Genomic DNA, 21,718 nt, shown 5'->3' on the forward strand with positions numbered 1-21,718 from the left:
CCTACGCTGGGCGGGTGAAACCCCTCAGTGTTGTGACCTTCCCCGACGCCGGCCTGCTGCGCTCGTGCGAACCGCTGCCTCCGGGAATCCGCGCCGGCGTCTGGGACCTGGAGGGTGTGCCGGCGGGCGTGCCGCTGGACCGGGTGGAGGCGGTCGTGCTGCCCTATGCCGCGGGGACCGGACGTTTCACGGCCGTCCGCAGGGCACCGAACGTGCGCCTGGTGCAGACCCAAACCACCGGGTACGACGGCGTGTCCGACCTGGTGGGGAAGGATGTGGCGGTCGCCTCGGCGCAGGGGGTCCATGCCGCGGCCACCGCGGAACTGGCGGTGGGGCTCGCGCTGGCCTCGCTGCGCGGCATCGGCGAGGCCGCCCGGGACCAGGCCGCCGGCACCTGGGCGCCGCGCCGCTGGCCCGGGCTGGCTGACCGCCGCGTCGGGGTCTTGGGGGTGGGCGGCATCGGCGGGGAGATCCGCCGCCGGCTCGAGCCGTTCGAGGTGGACCTGGTGCGGTTCGGCACCACCGCCCGCACGGACGGGTGCGGAACCGTGCACGGGATCGATGAGCTGGAGGCGCTGGCGCCCGGACTCGAGGTCCTGATCTGCATCGTCCCGCTCACCGCCGCCACGCGCGGGCTGGTGGGGCGCCGGGTGCTGGCGGCCCTCCCGGACGGGGCCGTCGTCGTCAACGTCGCCCGCGGCCCCGTGGTGGACACGGACGCGCTGGCCGCCGAGGTGGCCTCCGGGCGGCTGCGCTGCGCCCTGGACGTCATCGACCCGGAACCGCTGCCGGCGGGACATCCCCTGTGGCGGCTGCCCGGGGCCCTGATCACCCCGCACAACGGGGGCAACACCGAGGCTTTTCCCCGCCGCATGGCGGCACTGCTGCGCCGCCAGCTGGACGCCTTCGCCGCCGGGCGCGAACCCGAAAACCTCGTCCACCGCGGCACCAGGCTCTGAGCCCGCCCGCCCGGGCCCCGGCCTTCCACCGCCCTTCCGGTTTGGACTCACCCAAGTCCTGGACTCGCCCAAGTGGCTCCGGCCCCGCCGCCGCGGCGGTGAATCCCCAGGCGGTGGCTGGGGAGGCTTCGGGGAGGGTAGCGGGATCAGTGCTGCGGATCGCCCGCGTAGCCATCCAGCACGGCCATGAACTCGTCCATGAACTGCGCGAAATCTTCCGCATCCGCATCCTGCTCCAGCTGGACCCGGGTGCCCTCGGCCGTGTCGACCAGCGGATGGGAGGCGACGTCGAAGCGGTAGACGCGCCCGGTGGTGGTGCCGATCTCATACCCGCCCTCCATCGGCTGGGCGATGTGGCTGAGGTTGGTCAGGTCGACGGCGACGGCCGGTCCGCGGGCGGCGAGGGTGTGGCCGTCCAGGGGTGCCACCAGCAGCTCCAGGGGCTGACGCCGGTAGCCGAGCACGAAGATTCCCGCGCTTCCCGCCCGCCCGGCCGCATAGACCAGGTTGTAGGAACCGAAGTTGGGGATCTGTCCGTCGAAGGCCCGGTGCAGGTGCGCCTTGAGCGCCGCGTCGGCGCTGCCGTTCTCGTTGGCCATAGGCCCCAGTCTAGGCGGGAGCCGCGCGGATGCCATGCCGCGGAGGGCCCGGTGGGGATTCCGCGCCGTGGAACCGCGCGGGTCCGGAAGGTTTGGGCCCGGAAGGTTTGGGCCCGGAATGTTGCAGGGCCGGGTCACGGGTTCGTGGGGGGGTCCCGGGGCGTCCTAAAGTAGGAACCATGACCACCCAGGCAAACACTCCAGACATCAAGCCCCGCAGCCGCGCGGTGACCGACGGCATCCACGCGGCGCCCGCCCGCGGCATGTTCCGTGCCGTCGGCATGGGCGACGACGATTTCGCCAAGCCGCAGATCGGCATTGCCAGTTCCTGGAACGAGATCACCCCCTGCAACCTCTCCCTGAACCGGCTGGCCCAGGGCGCCAAGGAAGGCGTCCACGCAGGCGGCGGGTTCCCCATGCAGTTCGGGACCATCTCCGTCTCCGACGGCATTTCCATGGGCCATGAGGGCATGCACTTCTCCCTGGTCTCGCGCGAGGTCATCGCCGACTCCGTGGAGACGGTCATGATGGCCGAGCGCCTGGACGGCTCCGTCCTGCTCGCCGGCTGCGACAAGTCCCTGCCCGGCATGCTCATGGCTGCCGCACGGCTGAACCTGTCCTCGGTCTTCCTCTACGCCGGCTCCATCATGCCCGGGTGGGTCAAGCTGGAGGACGGCTCCGAAAAGGAAGTCACCCTCATCGACGCCTTCGAGGCCGTCGGCGCCTGCGCTGCCGGCAAGATGAGCATGGAAGACCTCACCCGCATCGAAAAGGCGATCTGCCCCGGCGAAGGCGCCTGCGGCGGCATGTACACCGCCAACACCATGGCCTGCATCGGCGAGGCGCTGGGCATGTCCCTGCCCGGCTCGGCGGCACCGCCCTCGGCCGACCGCCGCCGCGACATGTTCGCGCGTGCCTCCGGCGAGGCCGTCGTCGAACTGCTGCGCAAGGGCATCCGGGCCCGCGACATCATGACGAAGAAGGCGTTCGAGAACGCCATCGCCGTCACCATGGCCTTCGGCGGCTCCACCAACGCCGTGCTGCACCTGCTGGCGATCGCCCGCGAGGCCGGGGTCGACCTGAGCCTGGACGACTTCAACCGCATCGGCGACAAGATCCCGCACCTGGGCGACCTGAAGCCTTTCGGCCGCTACGTGATGACCGACGTCGACAAGATCGGCGGCGTGCCGGTGATCATGAAGGCCCTGCTCGACGCCGGCCTGCTGCACGGCGACTGCCTCACCGTCACCGGCAGGACCGTGGCGGAGAACCTGGCCGAGATCAACCCGCCGGACGTTGACGGCAAGATCCTGCGCGCCATGGACAACCCGATCCACCAGACCGGCGGCATCACCATCCTGCACGGTTCCCTTGCCCCCGAGGGCGCCGTGGTCAAGAGCGCCGGCTTCGACGCCGACGTCTTCGAGGGCACCGCCCGCGTGTTCGAGCGCGAGCAGGGTGCGCTGGATGCGCTGGACAACGGCGAGATCAAGGCCGGGGACGTGGTGGTCATCCGCTACGAGGGCCCCAAGGGCGGCCCGGGCATGCGCGAGATGCTGGCCATCACCGGCGCCATCAAGGGCGCCGGCCTGGGCAAGGACGTCCTGCTGCTCACCGACGGCCGCTTCTCCGGCGGCACCACCGGCCTGTGCATCGGACACGTCGCCCCGGAGGCCGTCGACGGCGGCCCGATCGCCTTCGTGAAGGACGGGGACCGCATCCGCGTCGACATCGCCGCCCGCAGCTTCGACCTGCTGGTCGATCCGGCCGAGCTGGAGGCGCGCAAGGTCGGCTGGGAGCCGCTGCCGGCGAAGTTCACCACCGGCGTCCTGGCCAAGTACGCGAAGCTGGTCAAGTCGGCCAGCACCGGAGCGTACTGCGGATAGGCCGACCGGGCCGTCCGGTGGCTGGTGTCCAGCCACCGGACGGCTTGTCCGGATAGTGAGACGCAGGGGGTCCGTGTTGACAGTACTCGCCAAGGACGGGGAGACTGAGTGGCATGCAGATCCGCAACACCGTACTAGTCGTTATCAAGCGCGTGGCCTAGGCCCCTTGATAGGGACCCGGTGACGCGCAAACCCCACTGACGCCGCAAGGCCGGAGGGGTTTTTTTATGTGCAGAATGCAGAGAAGAGAAGGAACATTCCTATGAGTAACGGAACACCCGCCAGCCCCTCGCTGGTGGCCCAAGCTGCCGGCCGTGCCAAGGATGCCACTCCTGTCTCTTCCGTCGTGGATGCGTCGAGCCCGGTCCAGGGCCCGAACAACATCGTTGCACCCACGGAGATGACTGGCTCACAAGCCATCGTCCGCTCATTGGAAGAACTCGGCGTCACCGACGTCTTCGGGTTGCCGGGCGGGGCCATCCTCCCCACCTACGACCCGCTCATGGACTCCACCCGGATCAACCACATCCTGGTGCGCCACGAACAGGGAGCCGGCCACGCCGCGCAGGGCTATGCCATGGTGACCGGCGGGGTGGGCGTATGCATCGCCACCTCCGGCCCGGGCGCAACCAATTTGGTCACCGCCATCGCGGACGCCCACATGGACTCAGTCCCGCTCGTCGCCATCACGGGACAGGTCAACAGCCAGTTCATCGGCACGGACGCCTTCCAGGAAGCGGACATCGTCGGCATCACCATGCCGATCACCAAGCACTCCTTCCTGGTGACCAAGGCCGAGGATATTCCCCGTGTGCTGGCCTCCGCGTTCCACATCGCGGCGACCGGCCGCCCGGGCCCGGTCCTGGTGGACATCACCAAGGACGCCCAGCAGGCCAGGACCCTTTTCGCCTGGCCGCCGAAGATCGACCTGCCGGGCTACCGCACCGTGGTGCGCGGCCACGCCAAGCAGGTACGCGAGGCCGCCAAGCTGATCGCGGCGGCCGAACGGCCGGTCTTCTATGTCGGCGGAGGCGTCATCAAGGGAGAGGCGACCGCGGAACTGCTCGAGCTGGCCGAGCTCGTCGGCGCTCCGGTCGTTACCACCCTGATGGCCCGCGGCGCCTTCCCGGACTCGCACCCGCAGCACGTGGGCATGCCCGGGATGCACGGAGCGGTCTCCGCGGTGACCGCGCTGCAGCAGTCCGACCTGCTCATCACCCTTGGCGCCCGCTTCGACGACCGCGTCACCGGCGTGCTGAGCACGTTCGCGCCGTACGCGAAGGTGATCCACGCGGACATCGACCCGGCCGAAATCTCCAAGAACCGCACCGCCGACATCCCGATCGTCGGCTCGGTGAAGGAGATCATCCCCGAACTGGCCGACGCCTGCCGGATCCGCTTCGCCGAGGACGGCGCCCCGCGGCTGGACGAGTGGTGGGCCATGCTGAACCGGCTGCGGGAAACCTACCCGATCGGCTTCACCCAGCCGGGGGACGGCCTCTCCGCACCGCAGCGGGTCATCGAGCGCATCGGTGCGCTCACCGGCCCCGAAGGCGTCTACGTCGCCGGGGTGGGCCAGCACCAGATGTGGTCGGCGCAGTTCATCAAGTACGAGCGCCCGCGCCAGTGGCTGAACTCCGGCGGCCTGGGCACCATGGGCTACTCCGTGCCCGCGGCCATGGGCGCCAAGGTCGGCAACCCGGACCGCGTGGTGTGGGCCATCGACGGCGACGGCTGCTTCCAGATGACCAACCAGGAGTTGGCCACCTGCGTCATCAACAACATCCCGATCAAGGTCGCGATCATCAACAACTCCTCCCTGGGCATGGTCCGCCAGTGGCAGACCCTGTTCTACGACGAGCGGTACTCGAACACCGACCTGAACACCGGGCACGGCACCGTGCGCGTGCCCGACTTCGTGAAGCTGGCGGACGCCTACGGGTGCGTCGGGCTGCGCTGCGAGCGCGACGAGGACATCGATGCGACCATCCAGCAGGCGCTGGCCATCAACGACCGCCCGGTGGTTATCGACTTCGTCGTCAGCCGCGACTCCATGGTGTGGCCGATGGTCCCCGCCGGAGTCAGCAACGACGAAATCCAGATCGCCCGCGGGCTGACCCCGGAATGGGAGCAGGAGGACTAACCCATGGCACGCCACACCCTTTCCGTCCTGGTCGAGGACGTCCCCGGCGTCCTGACCCGCGTCGCCGGGCTGTTCGCCCGCCGCGCGTTCAACATCCATTCGCTGGCCGTCGGCCCGACCGAGGTGCCCGGGATCTCCCGGATCACCGTCGTCGTCGATGCCGAGGGCGATGCGCTGGAGCAGGTGACCAAGCAGCTGAACAAGCTGATCAACGTCATCAAGATCGTTGAACTCATCCCCGATTCGTCCGTGCAGCGGGACCATATCCTGGTCAAGGTCCGTGCGGATGCCGCAATGCGGCTGCAAGTTACCCAGGCAGCCGACCTCTTCCGCGCCTCGGTGGTGGACGTGTCCACCGACTCCCTGACCATCGAGGCCACCGGAACCGCCGAAAAGCTGAGCGCCCTCCTGGCCGTTCTGGAGCCGTTCGGCGTCCGTGAGATCGTCCAGTCCGGGACCCTGGCCATCGGCCGCGGTTCCAAGTCGATGTCGGACCGCGCCCTGCGCTCCGTCTCCGCCTAACCCCACGCCCCACACAAGGAGTAAGAAAAGTGACCGAACTGTACTACGACGACGACGCCGACCTGTCGATCATCCAGGGGCGCACCGTGGCCGTCATCGGCTACGGCTCCCAGGGCCACGCCCACGCCCTGAACCTGCGCGACTCCGGCGTCGACGTCCGCGTCGGTCTGGCGGAGGGCTCCAAGTCCCGGGCCAAGGCGGAGGCCGAGGGCCTGCGCGTCCTCTCCGTCGCCGAGGCCACGGCCGAAGCCGACCTGATCATGGTCCTGACCCCGGACCAGGTCCAGCGCTTTGTCTACACCGACGAAATCGCGCCCAACCTGCAGCCCGGCGACGCGCTGTTCTTCGGCCACGGCTTCAACATCCGCTACGGCTACATCGCCCCGCCGGCCGACGTCGACGTCGCACTGGTCGCACCGAAGGCCCCGGGCCACACCGTGCGCCGCGAGTTCGAGGCCGGCCGCGGCATCCCGGACCTGATCGCCGTGGAGCAGGACTTCACCGGCGGCGCCAAGGAACTGGCCCTGTCCTACGCCAAGGCCATCGGCGGCACCCGCGCCGGCGTGATCGAGACCACCTTCACCGAAGAGACCGAGACCGACCTGTTCGGCGAGCAGGCCGTGCTCTGCGGCGGCACCTCCCAGCTGGTCCAGTACGGCTTCGAGGTCCTGACCGAGGCCGGCTACAAGCCGGAAATCGCCTACTTCGAGGTCCTGCACGAACTCAAGCTGATCGTCGACCTGATGTGGGAGGGCGGCATTGCCAAGCAGCGCTGGTCCGTCTCCGACACCGCCGAGTACGGCGACTACGTCTCCGGCCCGCGCGTGATCACCCCGGAGGTCAAGGAGAACATGAAGGCCGTTCTCGCCGACATCCAGTCCGGCGCCTTCGCCAAGCGCTTCATCGACGACCAGGATGCCGGAGCGCCGGAGTTCCTGGAGCTGCGCGCCAAGGGCGAGGCGCACCCGATCGAGGCCACCGGCCGCGAGCTGCGCAAGCTGTTCTCCTGGAAGACCATGGACGACTACACCGAGGGTTCCGCCGCCCGCTAGCGGCTGCCGGCCTCCCGCCCCCGCTTCGCCCGGGGCGGGACCTTCGGGCCGCTGGTCCCGGACTGTTCCTGAACTGTTCCCCAGCTGGTCTTGGACACGGCCCCTTCGGGGCACGACGGCGGGGCGCCCGTGCGGGAGGGATGGGGCCCGCGCGGGAAGGATGGGGGCTGCCCGGGGCACGCGAACGCTAAGTGAATCTTTTCACAAACTTGGATCCGTAATATGGGCCCTACGGGCATTTGGGCCCCGCCACGGGCGATACCCTGAAGTGGGCAGGAACACGCCAGCGGCGGACCCGGCCCCCCAACCAGCCCCCCATGACAGCAAAGGTGCCACGCCCGTGTCAGACTCCAAGCCCGTCGTCCTCCTGGCCGAAGAGCTCTCGCCCGCCACCATCGAGGCCCTGGGCCCCGACTTCGAGATCCGCCACGCCGATGGCTCCGACCGGGCACAGCTGCTGGCCGCCATCGCCGACGTCGACGCGATCCTGGTCCGCTCCGCGACCCAGGTCGATGCCGAGGCCATTGCCGCGGCTCCGAAGCTGAAAGTCATCGCCCGCGCCGGCGTCGGCCTCGACAATGTGGACATCAAGGCCGCCACCCAGGCCGGCGTCATGGTCGTGAACGCCCCGACCTCCAACGTCATCTCCGCCGCCGAACTGACCGTCGGCCACATCGTTTCCCTGGCCCGCCGCATCCCGGCCGCCAACGCCTCCCTCAAGGGCGGGGCGTGGAAGCGCTCCAAGTACTCCGGCGTGGAGCTGTTCGAGAAGACCGCCGGCATCATCGGCCTGGGCCGCATCGGCGCCCTGGTCGCCGCCCGCCTGCAGGGCTTCGGCATGGAGATCATCGCGTATGACCCCTACGTGACCCCGGCCCGCGCCCAGCAGCTGGGCGTGCGCCTGGTCGAGCTGGACGAGCTGCTGGCGACCTCCGACTTCGTCACCATCCACATGCCCAAGACCCCGGAAACCCTGGGCATGCTCGGCGCCGCGGCCTTCGCCAAGATGAAGGACTCCGCCTACGTCATCAACGTCGCCCGCGGCGGCCTGGTCGACGAGGAGGCCCTGCACGCCGCCCTGGTCGAGGGGCAGATCGCAGGCGCCGGCATCGATGTCTTCGTCAAGGAGCCCAGCACCGACCTGCCGTTCTTCGGCTTCGAGAACGTCGTGGTGACCCCGCACCTGGGCGCCTCCACCGAGGAAGCCCAGGAAAAGGCCGGCGTGTCCGTGGCCAAGTCCGTGCGCCTGGCGCTGGCCGGCGAGCTGGTCCCGGATGCGGTGAACGTCGCCGGTGGCGTCATCGCCTCCGAGGTCCGTCCGGGCATCCCGCTGATCGAGAAGCTCGGCCGCATCTTCACCGCCCTGGCCCAGGGGTCCCTGACCGCAGTGGACATCGAGGTGGCCGGCGAGATCGCCTCCCTGGACGTCAAGGCGCTGGAGCTGGCCGCGCTGAAGGGCGTCTTCATGGACGTCGTCTCCGAGCAGGTCTCCTACGTCAACGCCCCGGTCCTGGCCGAGCAGCGTGGCGTCACCACCCGCCTGGTCACCACCAGCGAGTCGGAGGAGTACCGCAACGTCCTGACCCTGAAGGGCGCGGTCTCCACCGGTGCGCAGTTCTCCGTCTCCGGGACCCTGACGGGGCCGAAGCAGATCGAGAAGCTCGTTGGCGTCAACGGCTACGAGCTCGAGATCCCCATCACCGACCACCTCCTGGTGCTGCGCTACACGGACCGTCCGGGCGTGATCGGCTCCCTCGGCAACGTGCTGGGCGAGGAGGGCGTGAACATCGCCGGCATGCAGGTCTCGCGCAACGAAGAAGGCGGCGAGGCGCTGGCCGTTCTCGCCATCGATGCCGCGCTGCCGTCCGGCGTCCTGGAGCGGGTCCGGGAAACCATCGGCGCCGCGTTCGCCCGCGAGGTCAACCTGGCCTAGCCGCACAGGCCCCAACGCCCGACGGCGGCGTCCCCACCAAGGCGTGGGGGCGCCGCCGTCGGGCGTTTCCTGCTTCCTGCTGCCGGGCCCATGCGTGCGGCTGTCCCGGCTGTGGAACGGCGTCTCCGGAAGGGTCCCGGCCCTGCCGCGGGCCCTTGCGTTCAAGAATTGACCCCAATATGTGACCGGTGCCACAATCGGGGCACCTGCCGAGGACCATGCCGACGGCCAGTCGGCCCAGCGAGAGGTATTTCAATGAGGAAACACATCAAGCGGATCGCGGTCGTGGCCATGGGAGCAGCCCTTGCGGCGGGTACGCTGGCGGGCTGCGGCAACGGGGGCGGGGACGGTTCCGGGGGCGAGGCGGTGAAGGTGGGCCTGCTGCTGCCTGAAACCAAGGCCGCCCGCTATGAGGCGTTCGACAGGCCCATGTTCGAGGAGAAGCTGAAGTCCCTGGGCAACTACGAGGTCGTCTACAGCAACGCCGACCAGGACGCGGCCAAGCAGCAGCAGCAGGCGGAGTCCGCGCTCGCGGCCGGAATCAAGGTCCTGGTGCTGGACCCGGTCGACGCGGCCTCCGCCGGGGGCATCGTCAGCTCGGCCGCGGCGCAGGACGTCCCGGTCATTTCCTACGACCGCCTGATCGCCGGGGGCGGACTCGGCTACTACGTCTCCTTCGACAACGAGAAAGTCGGCATGCTCCAGGGCAGCGCGCTCGTGGAGGAGTTGGCCTCCCGGGGCAAGGCGGACGGCCGGATCCTGATGATCAACGGCTCCCCGACGGACAGCAATGCCGCTCAGTTCAAGAAGGGGGCCCATTCTGCCATCGACGCCAGCGATGTGCGGGTGATCGGCGAATTCGACACCCCTGACTGGAGCCCGGACAAGGCCCAGTCCTGGGCGGAGGGGCAGATCTCCCAGCACGGCGGCGACATCGACGGCGTGTACGCGGCCAACGACGGCACCGCCGGCGGCGCGGTCGCGGCGCTCAAGGCGGCCAACGCAGACCCCTGGCCCGTGGTGACCGGCCAGGACGCCGAACTCTCGGCCATCCAGCGCATTGTCGCCGGGGACCAGTTCATGACCGTCTACAAGGCGATCAAGCCCGAGGCCGAACGGGCCGCCGTCGTGGCCGACCAGCTGGCCCGCGGGGAGGCACCGCAGGGGGACACCACGGTCGAGGGCACGCCCTCGACACTGCTCGAGCCGGTGGTCGTGACCCGCGAAAACATCATGGACACCGTGGTCGCCGACGGGTTCTGGACGGTCGACCAGATCTGCACCGCCCAGTACAAGGCGGCCTGCACCGAAGCCGGCATCAGGTAGCGCACCCGGCACCCGCGGCACGGCGGGCCGGCCCTGCGGGGACGGCCCGCCCATCCCTTTCCTTCAACGTTCGAGTGAATGAGGATATGACCATGACAGAGCCGTCGGGGATTCCGGCGCCCGCCGTTCGGCCGCACGAGCGGATCCTGGCGATGCGGGGCATCAGCAAGCACTTCGGTGCCGTCCAGGCGCTGACCGACATCGACCTGGATGTCTACGCGGGCGAGGTGGTGGCCCTCGTGGGCGACAACGGTGCCGGCAAGTCCACGCTGGTCAAGGCCCTCGCCGGGGTCTATCCGCCGGACGGCGGAACCATCGAGTTCGCCGGAAGGCAGGTGACGATCGACAGCCCGGCCGATGCCAGGAACCTGGGGATCGCGACCGTCTTCCAGGACCTTGCCCTGTGCGACAACCTCGACGTCGTCTCCAACCTGTGGCTGGGGCGCGAACTGACCGTGGGAGGCACCCTCGACGAGGTGGGGATGGAGCAGCAGTCGTGGAAGCTGCTGCGCGAGCTCAGCGCCAAGATTCCCTCGGTGCGGATCCCCATCGCCTCGCTGTCCGGGGGCCAGCGCCAAACCGTCGCGATCGCCCGCTCGCTGATCGGGGACCCCCAAATGGTCATCCTCGACGAACCCACCGCCGCGCTGGGCGTGGCCCAGACGGCGGAGGTCCTGAACCTGATCGAGCGCCTGCGCGAGCGCGGGCACGGGGTGGTCCTGATCAGCCACAACATGGCCGACGTGCTGGCGGTCGCCGACCGCGTGGTGGTCCTGCGGCTGGGCCGCAACAACGGGGTCTTCCAGGTCGGCGACACCGGCGTCACCGGCGAAAGCATCATCGCGGCGATCACCGGGGCCACGGACAATGCCGTTACGCGCCGCGCGGCGCAGAAGAACCCAGAGAAGGGCGGGGAACCGTGAGCATTCCCAACAGCGTTCCGAGTCAGGATGCGGCAGCGGGTTCCCTGGCCGCGGACCGGCAGGATGAACGGCTGGTCCAGCACCACGGTCCCGGCGGGGCCCTACGCGCCTTCGTGGCACGGATCCGCGGCGGTGACCTGGGTGCGCTGCCCGTCGTCGTCGGCCTGGCCATCATCTGGGCCGTCTTCCAGGCGCTGAACCCGGTATTCCTTTCCAGCACCAACCTGGTGAACCTGAGCATGCAGTGCGCCGCGGTCGGCACCATCGCCCTGGGCATCGTCCTGGTCCTGCTGCTGGGGGAGATCGACCTTTCCGTAGGCTCGGTCAGCGGCCTGTCCTCGGCGGTGCTCGCGGTCGGCTTCGTCCAGTGGGGCTGGCCCCTGCTGGGCGCGGTCTTGGCGGCCCTCGCCCTGGGCGCCGTGATCGGGCTCTTCTACGGGCTGCTCTACACCCGCTTCGGCGTCCCCAGCTTCGTGATCACCCTGGCCGGCCTGCTCGGGTTCCTGGGCCTGCAGCTGCTGGTGCTGGGGCGGACCGGCTCCATCAACATCCCCTTCGACTCGTGGATCGTGCAGTTCGCCCAGCAGATGTTCCTGCCCGAATGGCTCTCCTACCTCCTGGTGCTGCTGACCGTGCTGGCCTATGGGTGGCAGGGCTGGACCCATGCCCGCCGCCGCGCCGCAGCCAACCTGTCCCGGCTCTCGACCACCTCAATCCTGCTGCGCTGCGCCGCGCTGCTGGTGGTGCTGGCGGTCCCCACCTGGTACCTGAACCGCACCCGGGGCGTGGGCCTGATGTTCCTGCTGTTCCTGGTGCTCGTGGTCGCGATGAACTTCCTCCTCACCCGGACCCGCTGGGGACGGGCTGTCTTCGCCGTCGGCGGCAACGTCGAGGCCGCCCGCCGGGCCGGCATCAGGGTCCGCAGGGTGTACCTGTCGGTGTTCATCCTCACCTCCACCTTCGCCGCCCTGGGAGGCCTGCTCGCGGCCTCCCGCCTGGCCGCGGCCAACCAGAGTTCGGGCGGCGGCGACACCAACCTGAACGCAATCGCGGCCGCGGTCATCGGCGGCACCAGCCTCTTCGGCGGGCGCGGTTCGGCCTACTCCGCGCTGCTGGGCATCGTGGTCATCCAGTCGATCTCCTCGGGCCTGACCCTGCTGAGCCTGGATGCTTCCGTGCGGTACATGATCACCGGGGCCGTCCTGCTGCTGGCGGTGGTCATCGACTCGCTGTCCAGGCGCTCCCGGCAGGCGGCCGGCCGCGGGTAGCGGTGCCGGGCCGGGGAGGCCCGCAGCGATGCCCCGGCCGGGGAGGCACGGTCCGCAATCAGGTGCGAGTGTGTCGCGGACCGGTGCCTGGCCGGACGCGGCCCTTCCCCATCCCCGGCCCGGGGCATCTGGGGCCACTGTAGGGCGCAGTACTGCCTCCTGACCACACCTTGTCCGCACGCGGCCGCCGGGGGGCCTGTTTCTGCGGTAGATTTTTCAGGTGACTTCGACTCAGGACCAGACCCCCTTCTACATCACCACGGCCATCTCCTACCCCAATGGCGTGCCCCACATTGGCCACGCCTACGAGGTAATCGCCACCGACGCGATGGCCCGCTTCAAGCGGCTGGACGGGTTCGACGTCTTCTTCATGACCGGCACCGACGAGCACGGCCAGAAGATGCTGCAGACCGCCCAGCGCGAGGGCATCACCCCGCGCGAGCTGGCGCAGCGCAACTCCGATGCGTTCCAGAACATGAATGACGAGCTGGGCATCAGCTACGACCGCTTCATCCGCACCACCGACGCGGACCACCACCAGTCCGTCCAGGCGATCTGGAAGCGCATGGAGGCCAATGGCGACATCTACCTGGGCAAGTACTCCGGCTGGTACTCGGTGCGCGACGAGGCCTACTACGCCGAGGAGGACACCGAGGTCCGCGACGGGGTGCGCCGCTCCAAAGAGACGGACACCGAGGTGGTCTGGACCGAGGAGGAGTCCTACTTCTTCCGCCTTTCCGCCTACCAGGACAGGCTGCTGCAGCTGTACCGCGACCGGCCGGAGTTCGCAGCACCGCAGACGCGCTTCAACGAGGTGATCCGCTTCGTCGAGCGCGGGCTCGAGGACCTCTCCATCTCCCGCACCACCTTCGACTGGGGGGTGCCGGTGCCGGGCAACGACAAGCACGTCATGTACGTGTGGGTCGACGCCCTGACCAACTACCTCACCGGCGCCGGGTTCCCGGACGTGGACTCCGAGCCGTTCAAGCGCTACTGGCCCGCCGATGTGCACGTGATCGGCAAGGACATCTCCCGGTTCCACGCCATCTACTGGCCCGCCTTCCTGATGTCCGCCGGGCTCGAGCTGCCCCGGCGCGTGATGATCCACGGCCACCTGCACAACAACGGGGTGAAGATGTCCAAGTCACTGGGCAACGTCGTGGCGCCCTCCGACTGGGTGGGTGCCTACGGGCTGGACCAGATGCGCTTCTTCCTGCTGCGCGAGGTGCCGTTCGGAGCCGACGGCAACTACAGTCATGAGGCGATCGTGGGCCGCATGAACGCGGACCTGGCCAACAACCTGGGCAACCTGGCCCAGCGCTCGCTGTCCATGGTCGCGAAGAACTGCGGCGGCGCGGTGCCGGCCCCCGGGGAGTACTCGCCGGCCGACACCGCCCTGCTGGCCGCCGCCGGTGCGCTGCTGGAAACCAGCCGCGATGCCTACTCCCGCCAGGAGTTCAGCAAGGCCCTTGAGGCCGTGTGGAACCTGCTCGGCGACACCAATGCCTACTTCGCCGAGCAGCAGCCGTGGGTGCTGCGCAAGACGGACGCCGCCCGCATGGGGACGGTGCTGTATGTGACGCTCGAGGTGCTGCGGCAGGTGGCGCTGCTGGCCCAGCCGGTTATGCCGACGTCCGCCGCAGCGCTGCTGGATGCCCTGGGACAGGAGGAGGGCGCGGCGCGCACCTTCGCCGCCTATGCCAGCCCGATCGTGCCCGGCACTGAGCTGCCCGCGCCGGCCCCCATCTTCCCGAAGTACGAAGAACCGGCAGACTAGCGCCCGAGGGACCCGCCCCGAGCGGAGCGAGGGGCGGGAGGGCGCTGGTCGCTAGTGCCCGAGGGGCGGGCGCCGCCCGGGGGGGCAGCTAGAGGCCGGAGCCGAAGCGGTGCTCCGGCGGACCGTCGTCCGGGTCGGTTTCCTCCGTGTCGGTCAGCCCGCTCACCGCGAAGGGTGCGGTCGGCGGCAGCGCGACCGCCCCGCGCACCGGCCCCAGGCGGCGCCGGCGCAGCGGGTCGCGGCGCAGGTCCACGGACAGGGCAACACAGAGCCCGATCATGATCAGTACGAACGGGCTGGCGGCGAGGATGGTGAAGGTCTGCAGTGCTCCGAGTCCTCCGACCAGGAGCAGCACCGCCGCCACCGCGCCGACCAGCACGGCGAAGAGGATCACCAGCGGCAGCCACGGCTCCTTGCGCCCGCGCGAGGCGAGCGTGCCCAGGACCAGGGCCCCGGCGTCGGCCCCGCTGACGAAGAAAATCCCCGTCAGCACCACCACGGCCAGTGCGGCGCCAATGAAGAAGGGGTAGTTCTGCAGCGCCGCGAAGAACCCGGCCGCCTCGCTGCCGGCCCCGGCGATGTCGGTTCCGTCCAGCTGCAGGCGGATCCCGGCGCCGCCGAAGATGGAGAACCACACCACGCTGACGGCCGTGGGCACCAGCAGGACGCCCAGCACGAACTCCTTGATGGTCCGTCCGCGGGAAATCTTGGCGATGAACGTGCCCACGAACGGGGTCCAGGAGATCCACCAGGCCCAGTAGAAGATGGTCCAGGAGGCCAGCCAGTCCCCGCCGCCGAAAGCCGCCGAATGCAGGCTCATGGGCACCAGTCCGGCGAGGTAGGCTCCGACGGCCGACGGCACCAGGTCCAGGATGAAGACCGTGGGTCCGACGACGAAGACGAACGTGAGCAGGAGCGCGGCCAGGGTCATATTCGCGTTGCTGAGCCACTTGATGCCCCGCGAGACCCCGCTGGCGGCTGAGATGATCACGCCCACGGTGAGCACGCAGATAACGATGATGGGGGCTGCGGCGGAGGGGTTTTCCTCGAACCGGCCCGTGCGCAGCAGCGCCAGTCCGGCGGAGATCTGCAGGGCGCCCAGGCCCGCCGAGGTGGCCGAGCCGAACGCGGTGCAGATGATGGCCAGGATGTCGATTGGCCTGCCCCACCCCCTGCCTTCGATGCGCTCCTTGCCGAACAGGCCCTGGAACGGTGCGCTCATCAGGTTGCCGCGGCCCATGCGGTAGGTCGAGTAGGCCAGGGCGAGTCCCACCACGGAATAGATCGCCCACGGGTGCAGCCCCCAGTGGAACAGCGTATAGGCCATGGCCTGGCTGGCGGCCTCTTCGCTGCCGGGTTGGGCCGCGACGAACGGCGGGGGAGAGGCCAGGTGGGTCACCGGTTCGTAGACGCCGAAGAACATGAGCCCGATGCCCATCCCCGCGCTGAACATCATGGAGATCCACGAAATCGTGGAGAATTCGGCTTTCTCCCCGTGTTGGGACAGCGGGATCTTCCCGTACCGGCCAAAGGCCAGCACCAGCGAGAAAACGACGAAGCCGCTGGCCCCGAGGATGAAGAGCCACCCGAAGTTGCCCGTCACCCAGCCCAGGGCCGCGCCGGCGGCTTGGGCAATGGCCTCGGTGAAGGCCACGCCCAGGAGGCAGACGGCCAAAATGATGCCGAAGGAGACTCCAAACACCGTCTTGTCGACCGTGGCCCACCCGCGCCCGGGCCCGTCCCCGGCGCTCCCCGCCGGTGCTTCCGGGTCCGGGCCTGCGGATTCGTTGACCATCGCGTCTCCTCCCTGGGGGCCTGGGGAAGGAACCGGAGGGCGCCGTGGTGTCCGCCGCCGGCATCCCGCCTGTCATCCAACTCACGCGTCTGCGCACTATAGTGGCAGGCATGGAACGGATTGGCGACCCGTACGAGGCGCCGCAGGGCGGGGACGAGGACCGGGACCGGAGCAGGGCGGGCGGCGACGGTGTCGGGGACACCGGGCGCACCGTGCTGGGCGGGCATGGGGACCTCGCCAAACACGATGTCCGCGTTTCCGCCCACGACGAGTGCGATGCCGCCAACGCGGCCGTCGCCGTGGCCATGGCGATCGGGGCGCTGCCGGATGAGGTCAACGCCATGCTGGTGAGCGTGCAGAATGACCTCTTCGACCTGGGCGCGGACCTGCTGGAGCCGCTCGAATCCGCCCCGGCAGACACGGTGCGGATCATCCCCGAGCATGTGGAACGGCTTGAGCGGGCCATTGAGCACTACCGCGTGGTCGCCGGAGACCTGAGCGGCATGGCCCTGCCCGGCGGGACCGTGGGAGCCGCGTTCCTCTACCAGGCCAGGGCCGCGGTCCGGCAGGCCGAACGGGTGGCCTGGCTGGCCGTCGAACGCCACCCCGAGTCCGTAAACGCGTGGGCACCCCGGTACCTGAACAGGCTCTCCACCCTGCTGTTCGTCCTGGCCCGGGGGGCGAACGCCGAGCACGGCGACGTTCTCTGGGAACCCGGAGCCTCCGTCCGTCCCATGCTCGATGAGAAGCGGCTCGATGAGAAGCGGCTCGATGAGAAGCGGCCTGATGAGCGGCGGCCGGACGAAGCGCGCATCGATGACAGGCCGGTGGATGGCGGGCAGGCCGGGAGCTAGCCCGGCCCGGCCCGGCCACGTTCATATGATGAGACAAATTGACCGTCATCCGGACGGTCCGCCTAGGCTGGATCCATGACGAACACCATTGATCTTGCCGTCATCCCGGGCGACGGAATCGGCCCGGAAGTCATCGCGGAGGCCGTGAAGGTCCTGAAGAAGGCCACGCAGAACGAGGACGTTCGCCTGGTTTTGAGCGAGTACAGGCTTGGCGCCGAGCACTGGCTTGCCACGGGGGAGACCCTCAGCGACGGGACCCTGGCCGAACTGCGCAGGCACGACGCGATCCTGTTCGGAGCCGTCGGCGCGGCCCCGGGCGACACCCGCATCCCCTCCGGGCTGATCGAGCGCGAAATGCTGCTGAAGCTGCGCTTTGCCATGGACCACTACGTGAACCTGCGCCCGTCCAAGTCCTATGCGGGCGTTCCGAGCCCGCTGGCCGATCCCGGAACCATCGACTTCATCGTGGTCCGCGAGGGCACCGAGGGCCCGTACGTCGGCAACGGCGGCGCGCTGCGGGTGGGAACCCCGCACGAGATTGCCACCGAGGTCTCCGTCAACACCGCCCACGGCGTGGAGCGCGTGGTCCGCGACGCCTTCCGCCGGGCTGCCGACCGTCCGCGCAGGAAGGTCACCCTGGTGCACAAGCACAACGTGCTGGTCCACGCCGGGCACCTGTGGCGGCGCACCGTGGAGGCCATCGCCGCGGAGTACCCCCAGGTCAGCCACGACTACCTGCACATTGACGCGGCGACGATCTTCATGACCACGGACCCGGCCCGCTTCGACGTGATCGTCACCGACAACCTGTTTGGCGACATCCTGACCGACCTCGCCGGTGCCGTCTCCGGCGGGATCGGGCTGGCGGCGTCGGGCAACCTCAACATGGACCGCACCGCGCCGTCCATGTTCGAACCGGTCCACGGCTCCGCCCCGGATATTGCCGGGCAGCAGAAGGCCGACCCGACCGCGGCGATCCTCTCCGCGGCCATGCTGCTGGAGCACGTGGGTCTCCCGGCCGCGGCCCGCCGCATCGAAGCCGCCGTCGAGGCGGATATCGCCGCCCGGCCGCAGTTCTCCGGTACGCGCACCACGTCGCAGGTCGGCGACGCGATTGCCGCGGGCGTAAGCTAGCAACCGGTCCGTCCACCGGACCCGCGAGGGGGCGCCGCCTGGCGCGGCGCCCCCTCGGCACAACACCAGTTCCATCCAAGAGGAAGCGCGCCGGCACCATGGAATTCTCCCAGCAATTCTCCACCAGCCCCAAGAGCGAGGCCGAACGGGCCGCGATTCTGGCTGATCCGGGATTCGGCGACTATTTCACGGACCACACCGTCGTCATTGACTGGACCGTCGACGCGGCCGGCGAGGGCGGCTGGCACGATGCGCGCGTGGAACCCTACGGGCCCATCATGATGGATCCGGCCGCCGCGGTGCTGCACTACGGCCAGGAGATCTTCGAGGGCCTGAAGGCCTACCGGCACGCCGACAGCAGCGTGTGGACCTTCCGTCCCGAGGCCAACGCCGCCCGCTTCAACAAGTCGGCCGTGCGCCTGGCGCTGCCGGAGCTGCCGGAGGAGGACTTCATCGAGTCCCTCCGGCAGATCGTCGCCGCCGACCGCGCCTGGGTGCCCTCCGGCGACGGCGAAGCCCTCTACCTGCGCCCCTTCATGATTGCCACCGAGGCGTTCCTGGGGGTGCGCCCGTCCCGGGAGGTCTCCTACCGCGTGATCGCCTCCCCGGCCGGCAACTACTTCGGCGGCGAGCTCAAGCCCGTCTCCATCTGGCTTTCCGAGCGCTACGCCCGCGCCGGACACGGCGGCACCGGGGAAGCCAAGTGCGGAGGCAACTACGCGGCCTCGCTGGCCGCGCAGATTGAGGCCGAGCAGCACGGCTGCAAGCAGGTCCTTTTCCTGGACCCCACCAACGACCACGCCGTGGACGAGCTCGGCGGCATGAACGTGTTCTTCGTGCTCGCCGACGGCACCGTGGTCACCCCCGAACTCAACGGCAACATCCTGCACGGGGTCACCCGTTCCTCCGTGCTGCAGCTGGCCAGGGACCGCGGCCTGGTGGTCGAGGAGCGCAAGTTCACCATCGCCGAATGGCGCGAGCGCGTCGCGGACGGCACCCTGGCGGAGGTCTTCGCCTGCGGCACCGCCGCCGTGATCACCCCCATCGGCGAACTCAAGACCGCGGTGGACACGCTGGTCACCCCGACCGCGCAGGGCGAGCCGGTCTGGAAGGGTATCCGTGAGCAGCTCCTGGGGATCCAGACGGGCACCATGGAGGACACCCACGGCTGGCTCACCCGCCTGGCCTAGCCCCCGGGGTCCTGCCACCCGCCACGCACCGCACCGCACGACGCCGGCACCCGCCCGGGTGCCGGCGTCGCGCTCTTTCGGGCGGGGCGGAGCGTCGGCAGGCCCGCGCCCGACCTAGACTGGGGGGCATGCGCATCCTAGTCACCGGCGGGGCCGGATACATCGGCTCCCACACCGTCCTGCTGCTCCTGGAGGAGGGCCACGAGGTCCACGTGGTGGACAACCTGAGCAACTCCTCCCCGGAGGCGCTGCGCCGGGTGGGCGAACTCGCCGGACACGAGCCGCGGCTGCACGTGGCCGACCTGCTGGACGCGGAGGCCGTTGGCGGAATCCTTGCGGCGGTGCGCCCGGAGGCCGTCATCCACTTTGCCGGGCTCAAGGCCGTGGGCGAATCCTCCGCCGAGCCGCTGAAGTACTACCGCAACAACGTCGCCGGCACCCTGACCCTGCTCGAAGCCATGGATGCCCACGGGATCCGCACCCTGGTCTTCAGCTCGTCCGCCACCGTCTACGGCGAAGCCGGCGGCGTGGTCAAGTACACGGAGGAGCTGCCGCTGGCGGCCGTGAATCCCTACGGGCGGACCAAGATGCACATCGAGCAGATGCTCGACGACCTCGCCGCCAGCGACCCGCGCTGGGCCATCGCCAAGCTGCGCTACTTCAACCCGGTGGGTGCCCACGCCTCCGGGCGCATCGGGGAGGACCCGCAGGGGATCCCCAACAACCTCATGCCCTTCGTCGCCCAGGTGGCGGTTGGCCGCCGCGAGAAATTGCGCATTTTCGGCGACGACTACCCGACGCCGGACGGCACGGGCGTGCGCGACTACATCCACGTCGTGGACCTGGCCGCCGGGCACCTGGCCGCCCTCGAATACCTGCTCAAGCACGGGGGCCTGCACGCGTGGAACCTGGGCAGCGGCACCGGTTCGTCGGTCCTTGACGTCGTCCGGGCCTTCTCCCGCGCCGCCGGCCGGGAGATCCCCTACGAGGTAGCCGACCGGCGGCCCGGTGACCTGCCCGAGTACTTCGCCGACCCGTCGCGGGCCCGCGAGGAACTCGGCTGGAAGTCCGAGCGCGGGCTCGAGGAGATGGCCGCCGACGTCTGGCGCTGGCAGTCCGGGAACCCGGAGGGCTACCCGGCGCAGGCAGCCCCCGCGACGGATCCGGAGGCATCCAACCCGCCGGAGGCATCCAACCCCCACGACGTACCGGAGGCCGCGCCGCGCGGCGCCGGGGGAGCGGGCGGGCCGGAGCCGGACCCCGGCACGGTGGACCCCGGAACGGTGGATTCCGGCACGGTGGACCCCGGCACGGTGGATTCCGGCACTGCGAACCCCGGCACTGCGAACCCGGCGCCCGGGGCGCCGTCCGGACCCGCGGCCTCCACTAAGCTCTAACCCATGCGTATTGCTCGTTTCGTTCTCGATGGTGATCCCCTGTACGGCGTCGTGGAGGGGGACGAGGTCGCGGCCATTGCCGGCGACCCGTTCTTCCAGGGCATCAGGCCCACCGGCGCCCGCCACAAACTGGAGGACGTGCGCCTGCTGGCCCCGATCATCCCGCGCTCGAAGGTGGTGGGCATCGGGCGCAACTACGCCGACCACGCCAGGGAGATGGGCAACGAACTGCCCGCCTCCCCGATGATGTTCCTGATGCCGAACACCGCCGTCGTCGGCCCGAACGACCCGGTCACCCTGCCCTCCTTCTCCGACGAGATCTCCTACGAGGCGGAACTGGCCGTCGTGATCGGGCGGATCTGCAAGGACGTGCCGGCGGAGAAGGCCGACGAAGTCATCTTCGGCTACACCTGCGCCAACGACCTCACCGCCCGCGACGCCCAGCGCACCGATGGCCAGTGGGCCCGCGCCAAGGGCTGGGACGGGTCCTGCCCGCTGGGGCCGTGGATCGAAACCGACCTGGACCCGGACGACCTCGCGATCGAGGGACGCCTGGACGGCGAGACCAAACAGGAGGGCACCACCAAGGACATGGTCTTCGGCGTGCGCGAACTGGTTGCCTACGCCTCCTCGGCCTTCACGCTGCTGCCCGGGGACGTGATCCTCACCGGCACCCCCGCCGGGGTCGGCCTGCTCACCGAGGGCCAGCGCTTCGAGGTCGAGATCGAGGGCATCGGCACCCTGTCCAACACCTTCCGCCGCTAGCCGCGACCGCAGGCAGGCGGGCAGGCAGGAAGGCGGGCAGGCAGGCAGGCAGTCAGGCAGGCAGGCGCCGGTCCCGTACCGCTGCCGGCGCGGTGCGGGAGCCTGCCGCCCTGCCGTCCCCGCCCTTCTGCCGTCCTGCTGTCCTGCTGTCCTGCCGGGACGCCGCGCGCGGGGATGACGCCGGCGGGCAAAACC

16 protein-coding genes and 1 pseudogene are annotated in these 21,718 nt (G+C 69.7%); 15 read left to right on the top strand and 2 right to left on the bottom strand.

Annotated features, from left to right (window positions below; genetic code table 11):
• The first annotated feature begins 14 nt into the window (after window positions 1-14).
• Window positions 15-959 (top strand): 2-hydroxyacid dehydrogenase, encoded by a 945-nt coding sequence (locus NCCP_RS01840; protein WP_149955369.1) that lies wholly within the window; start codon window positions 15-17, stop codon window positions 957-959.
• Between the two features lie 146 nt (window positions 960-1,105).
• Here the strand turns inward: NCCP_RS01840 and NCCP_RS01845 are convergent, their stop codons facing one another.
• Complete coding sequence (locus NCCP_RS01845) at window positions 1,106-1,558, bottom strand: hypothetical protein (protein ID WP_149955370.1); 453 nt, start codon at window positions 1,556-1,558, stop codon at window positions 1,106-1,108.
• 179 nt (window positions 1,559-1,737) lie between these two features.
• Here NCCP_RS01845 and ilvD point away from each other — a divergent pair, with 179 nt between their 5' ends.
• The 9 genes from ilvD to metG all read left to right on the top strand — a co-directional run bounded on the left by ilvD (window position 1,738) and on the right by metG (window position 14,388).
• A complete protein-coding gene (gene ilvD / locus NCCP_RS01850) occupies window positions 1,738-3,444 on the top strand; it encodes a dihydroxy-acid dehydratase (RefSeq protein ID WP_149955371.1) in 1,707 nt (568 codons plus the stop codon).
• Window positions 3,445-3,706: 262 nt separating this feature from the next.
• Window positions 3,707-5,587 (top strand): acetolactate synthase large subunit, encoded by a 1,881-nt coding sequence (locus NCCP_RS01855; RefSeq protein ID WP_149955372.1) that lies wholly within the window; start codon window positions 3,707-3,709, stop codon window positions 5,585-5,587.
• A gap of 3 nt (window positions 5,588-5,590) precedes the next feature.
• Window positions 5,591-6,109, top strand: coding sequence for an acetolactate synthase small subunit (ilvN, locus tag NCCP_RS01860; RefSeq protein ID WP_149955373.1), 519 nt, complete (start codon window positions 5,591-5,593; stop codon window positions 6,107-6,109).
• A gap of 29 nt (window positions 6,110-6,138) precedes the next feature.
• Window positions 6,139-7,161, top strand: a complete 1,023-nt coding sequence (gene ilvC / locus NCCP_RS01865) for a ketol-acid reductoisomerase (protein WP_149955374.1) — start codon at window positions 6,139-6,141, stop codon at window positions 7,159-7,161.
• Window positions 7,162-7,501: 340 nt separating this feature from the next.
• Complete coding sequence (gene serA / locus NCCP_RS01870; RefSeq protein ID WP_149955375.1) at window positions 7,502-9,094, top strand: phosphoglycerate dehydrogenase; 1,593 nt, start codon at window positions 7,502-7,504, stop codon at window positions 9,092-9,094.
• A gap of 255 nt (window positions 9,095-9,349) precedes the next feature.
• The gene (locus tag NCCP_RS01875; RefSeq protein ID WP_149955376.1) at window positions 9,350-10,420 is read left to right on the top strand and encodes a sugar ABC transporter substrate-binding protein; all 1,071 of its coding nucleotides are present in this window, start codon (window positions 9,350-9,352) and stop codon (window positions 10,418-10,420) included.
• Window positions 10,421-10,512: 92 nt separating this feature from the next.
• Complete coding sequence (locus tag NCCP_RS01880; RefSeq protein ID WP_149955377.1) at window positions 10,513-11,343, top strand: ATP-binding cassette domain-containing protein; 831 nt, start codon at window positions 10,513-10,515, stop codon at window positions 11,341-11,343.
• 71 nt (window positions 11,344-11,414) lie between these two features.
• Window positions 11,415-12,611: a sugar ABC transporter permease gene (locus NCCP_RS01885; protein WP_414727691.1), complete on the top strand. Its 1,197-nt coding sequence runs from the start codon at window positions 11,415-11,417 to the stop codon at window positions 12,609-12,611.
• A 220-nt stretch (window positions 12,612-12,831) separates the two neighbouring features.
• Window positions 12,832-14,388, top strand: coding sequence for a methionine--tRNA ligase (gene metG, locus NCCP_RS01890; RefSeq protein ID WP_149955379.1), 1,557 nt, complete (start codon window positions 12,832-12,834; stop codon window positions 14,386-14,388).
• Window positions 14,389-14,476: 88 nt separating this feature from the next.
• Here the strand turns inward: metG and NCCP_RS01895 are convergent, their stop codons facing one another.
• Window positions 14,477-16,183 carry a BCCT family transporter gene (locus NCCP_RS01895; RefSeq protein WP_149955380.1) on the bottom strand — a complete coding sequence of 569 codons (1,707 nt, stop codon included), beginning with the start codon at window positions 16,181-16,183 and terminating at the stop codon, window positions 14,477-14,479.
• A gap of 110 nt (window positions 16,184-16,293) precedes the next feature.
• Here NCCP_RS01895 and NCCP_RS01900 point away from each other — a divergent pair, with 110 nt between their 5' ends.
• The 5 genes and pseudogenes from NCCP_RS01900 to NCCP_RS01920 all read left to right on the top strand — a co-directional run bounded on the left by NCCP_RS01900 (window position 16,294) and on the right by NCCP_RS01920 (window position 21,523).
• Complete coding sequence (locus NCCP_RS01900; RefSeq protein WP_149955381.1) at window positions 16,294-17,037, top strand: cob(I)yrinic acid a,c-diamide adenosyltransferase; 744 nt, start codon at window positions 16,294-16,296, stop codon at window positions 17,035-17,037.
• A 75-nt stretch (window positions 17,038-17,112) separates the two neighbouring features.
• Window positions 17,113-18,171, top strand: a complete 1,059-nt coding sequence (locus NCCP_RS01905; RefSeq protein ID WP_149955382.1) for a 3-isopropylmalate dehydrogenase — start codon at window positions 17,113-17,115, stop codon at window positions 18,169-18,171.
• Window positions 18,172-18,269: 98 nt separating this feature from the next.
• On the top strand, window positions 18,270-19,361 hold the full coding sequence (locus NCCP_RS01910; RefSeq protein WP_149955383.1) for a branched-chain amino acid aminotransferase: 1,092 nt from the start codon (window positions 18,270-18,272) through the stop codon (window positions 19,359-19,361).
• A 128-nt stretch (window positions 19,362-19,489) separates the two neighbouring features.
• Window positions 19,490-20,503: pseudogene (galE, locus tag NCCP_RS01915) on the top strand (UDP-glucose 4-epimerase GalE); the annotation flags it as partial.
• Between the two features lie 258 nt (window positions 20,504-20,761).
• Window positions 20,762-21,523, top strand: a complete 762-nt coding sequence (locus NCCP_RS01920) for a fumarylacetoacetate hydrolase family protein (protein WP_149955385.1) — start codon at window positions 20,762-20,764, stop codon at window positions 21,521-21,523.
• The last annotated feature ends 195 nt before the right edge of the window (window positions 21,524-21,718 follow it).

The sequence above is a fragment of the Zafaria cholistanensis genome (assembly GCF_008580665.1).
In the GTDB taxonomy this organism is placed as follows: domain Bacteria; phylum Actinomycetota; class Actinomycetes; order Actinomycetales; family Micrococcaceae; genus Zafaria; species Zafaria cholistanensis.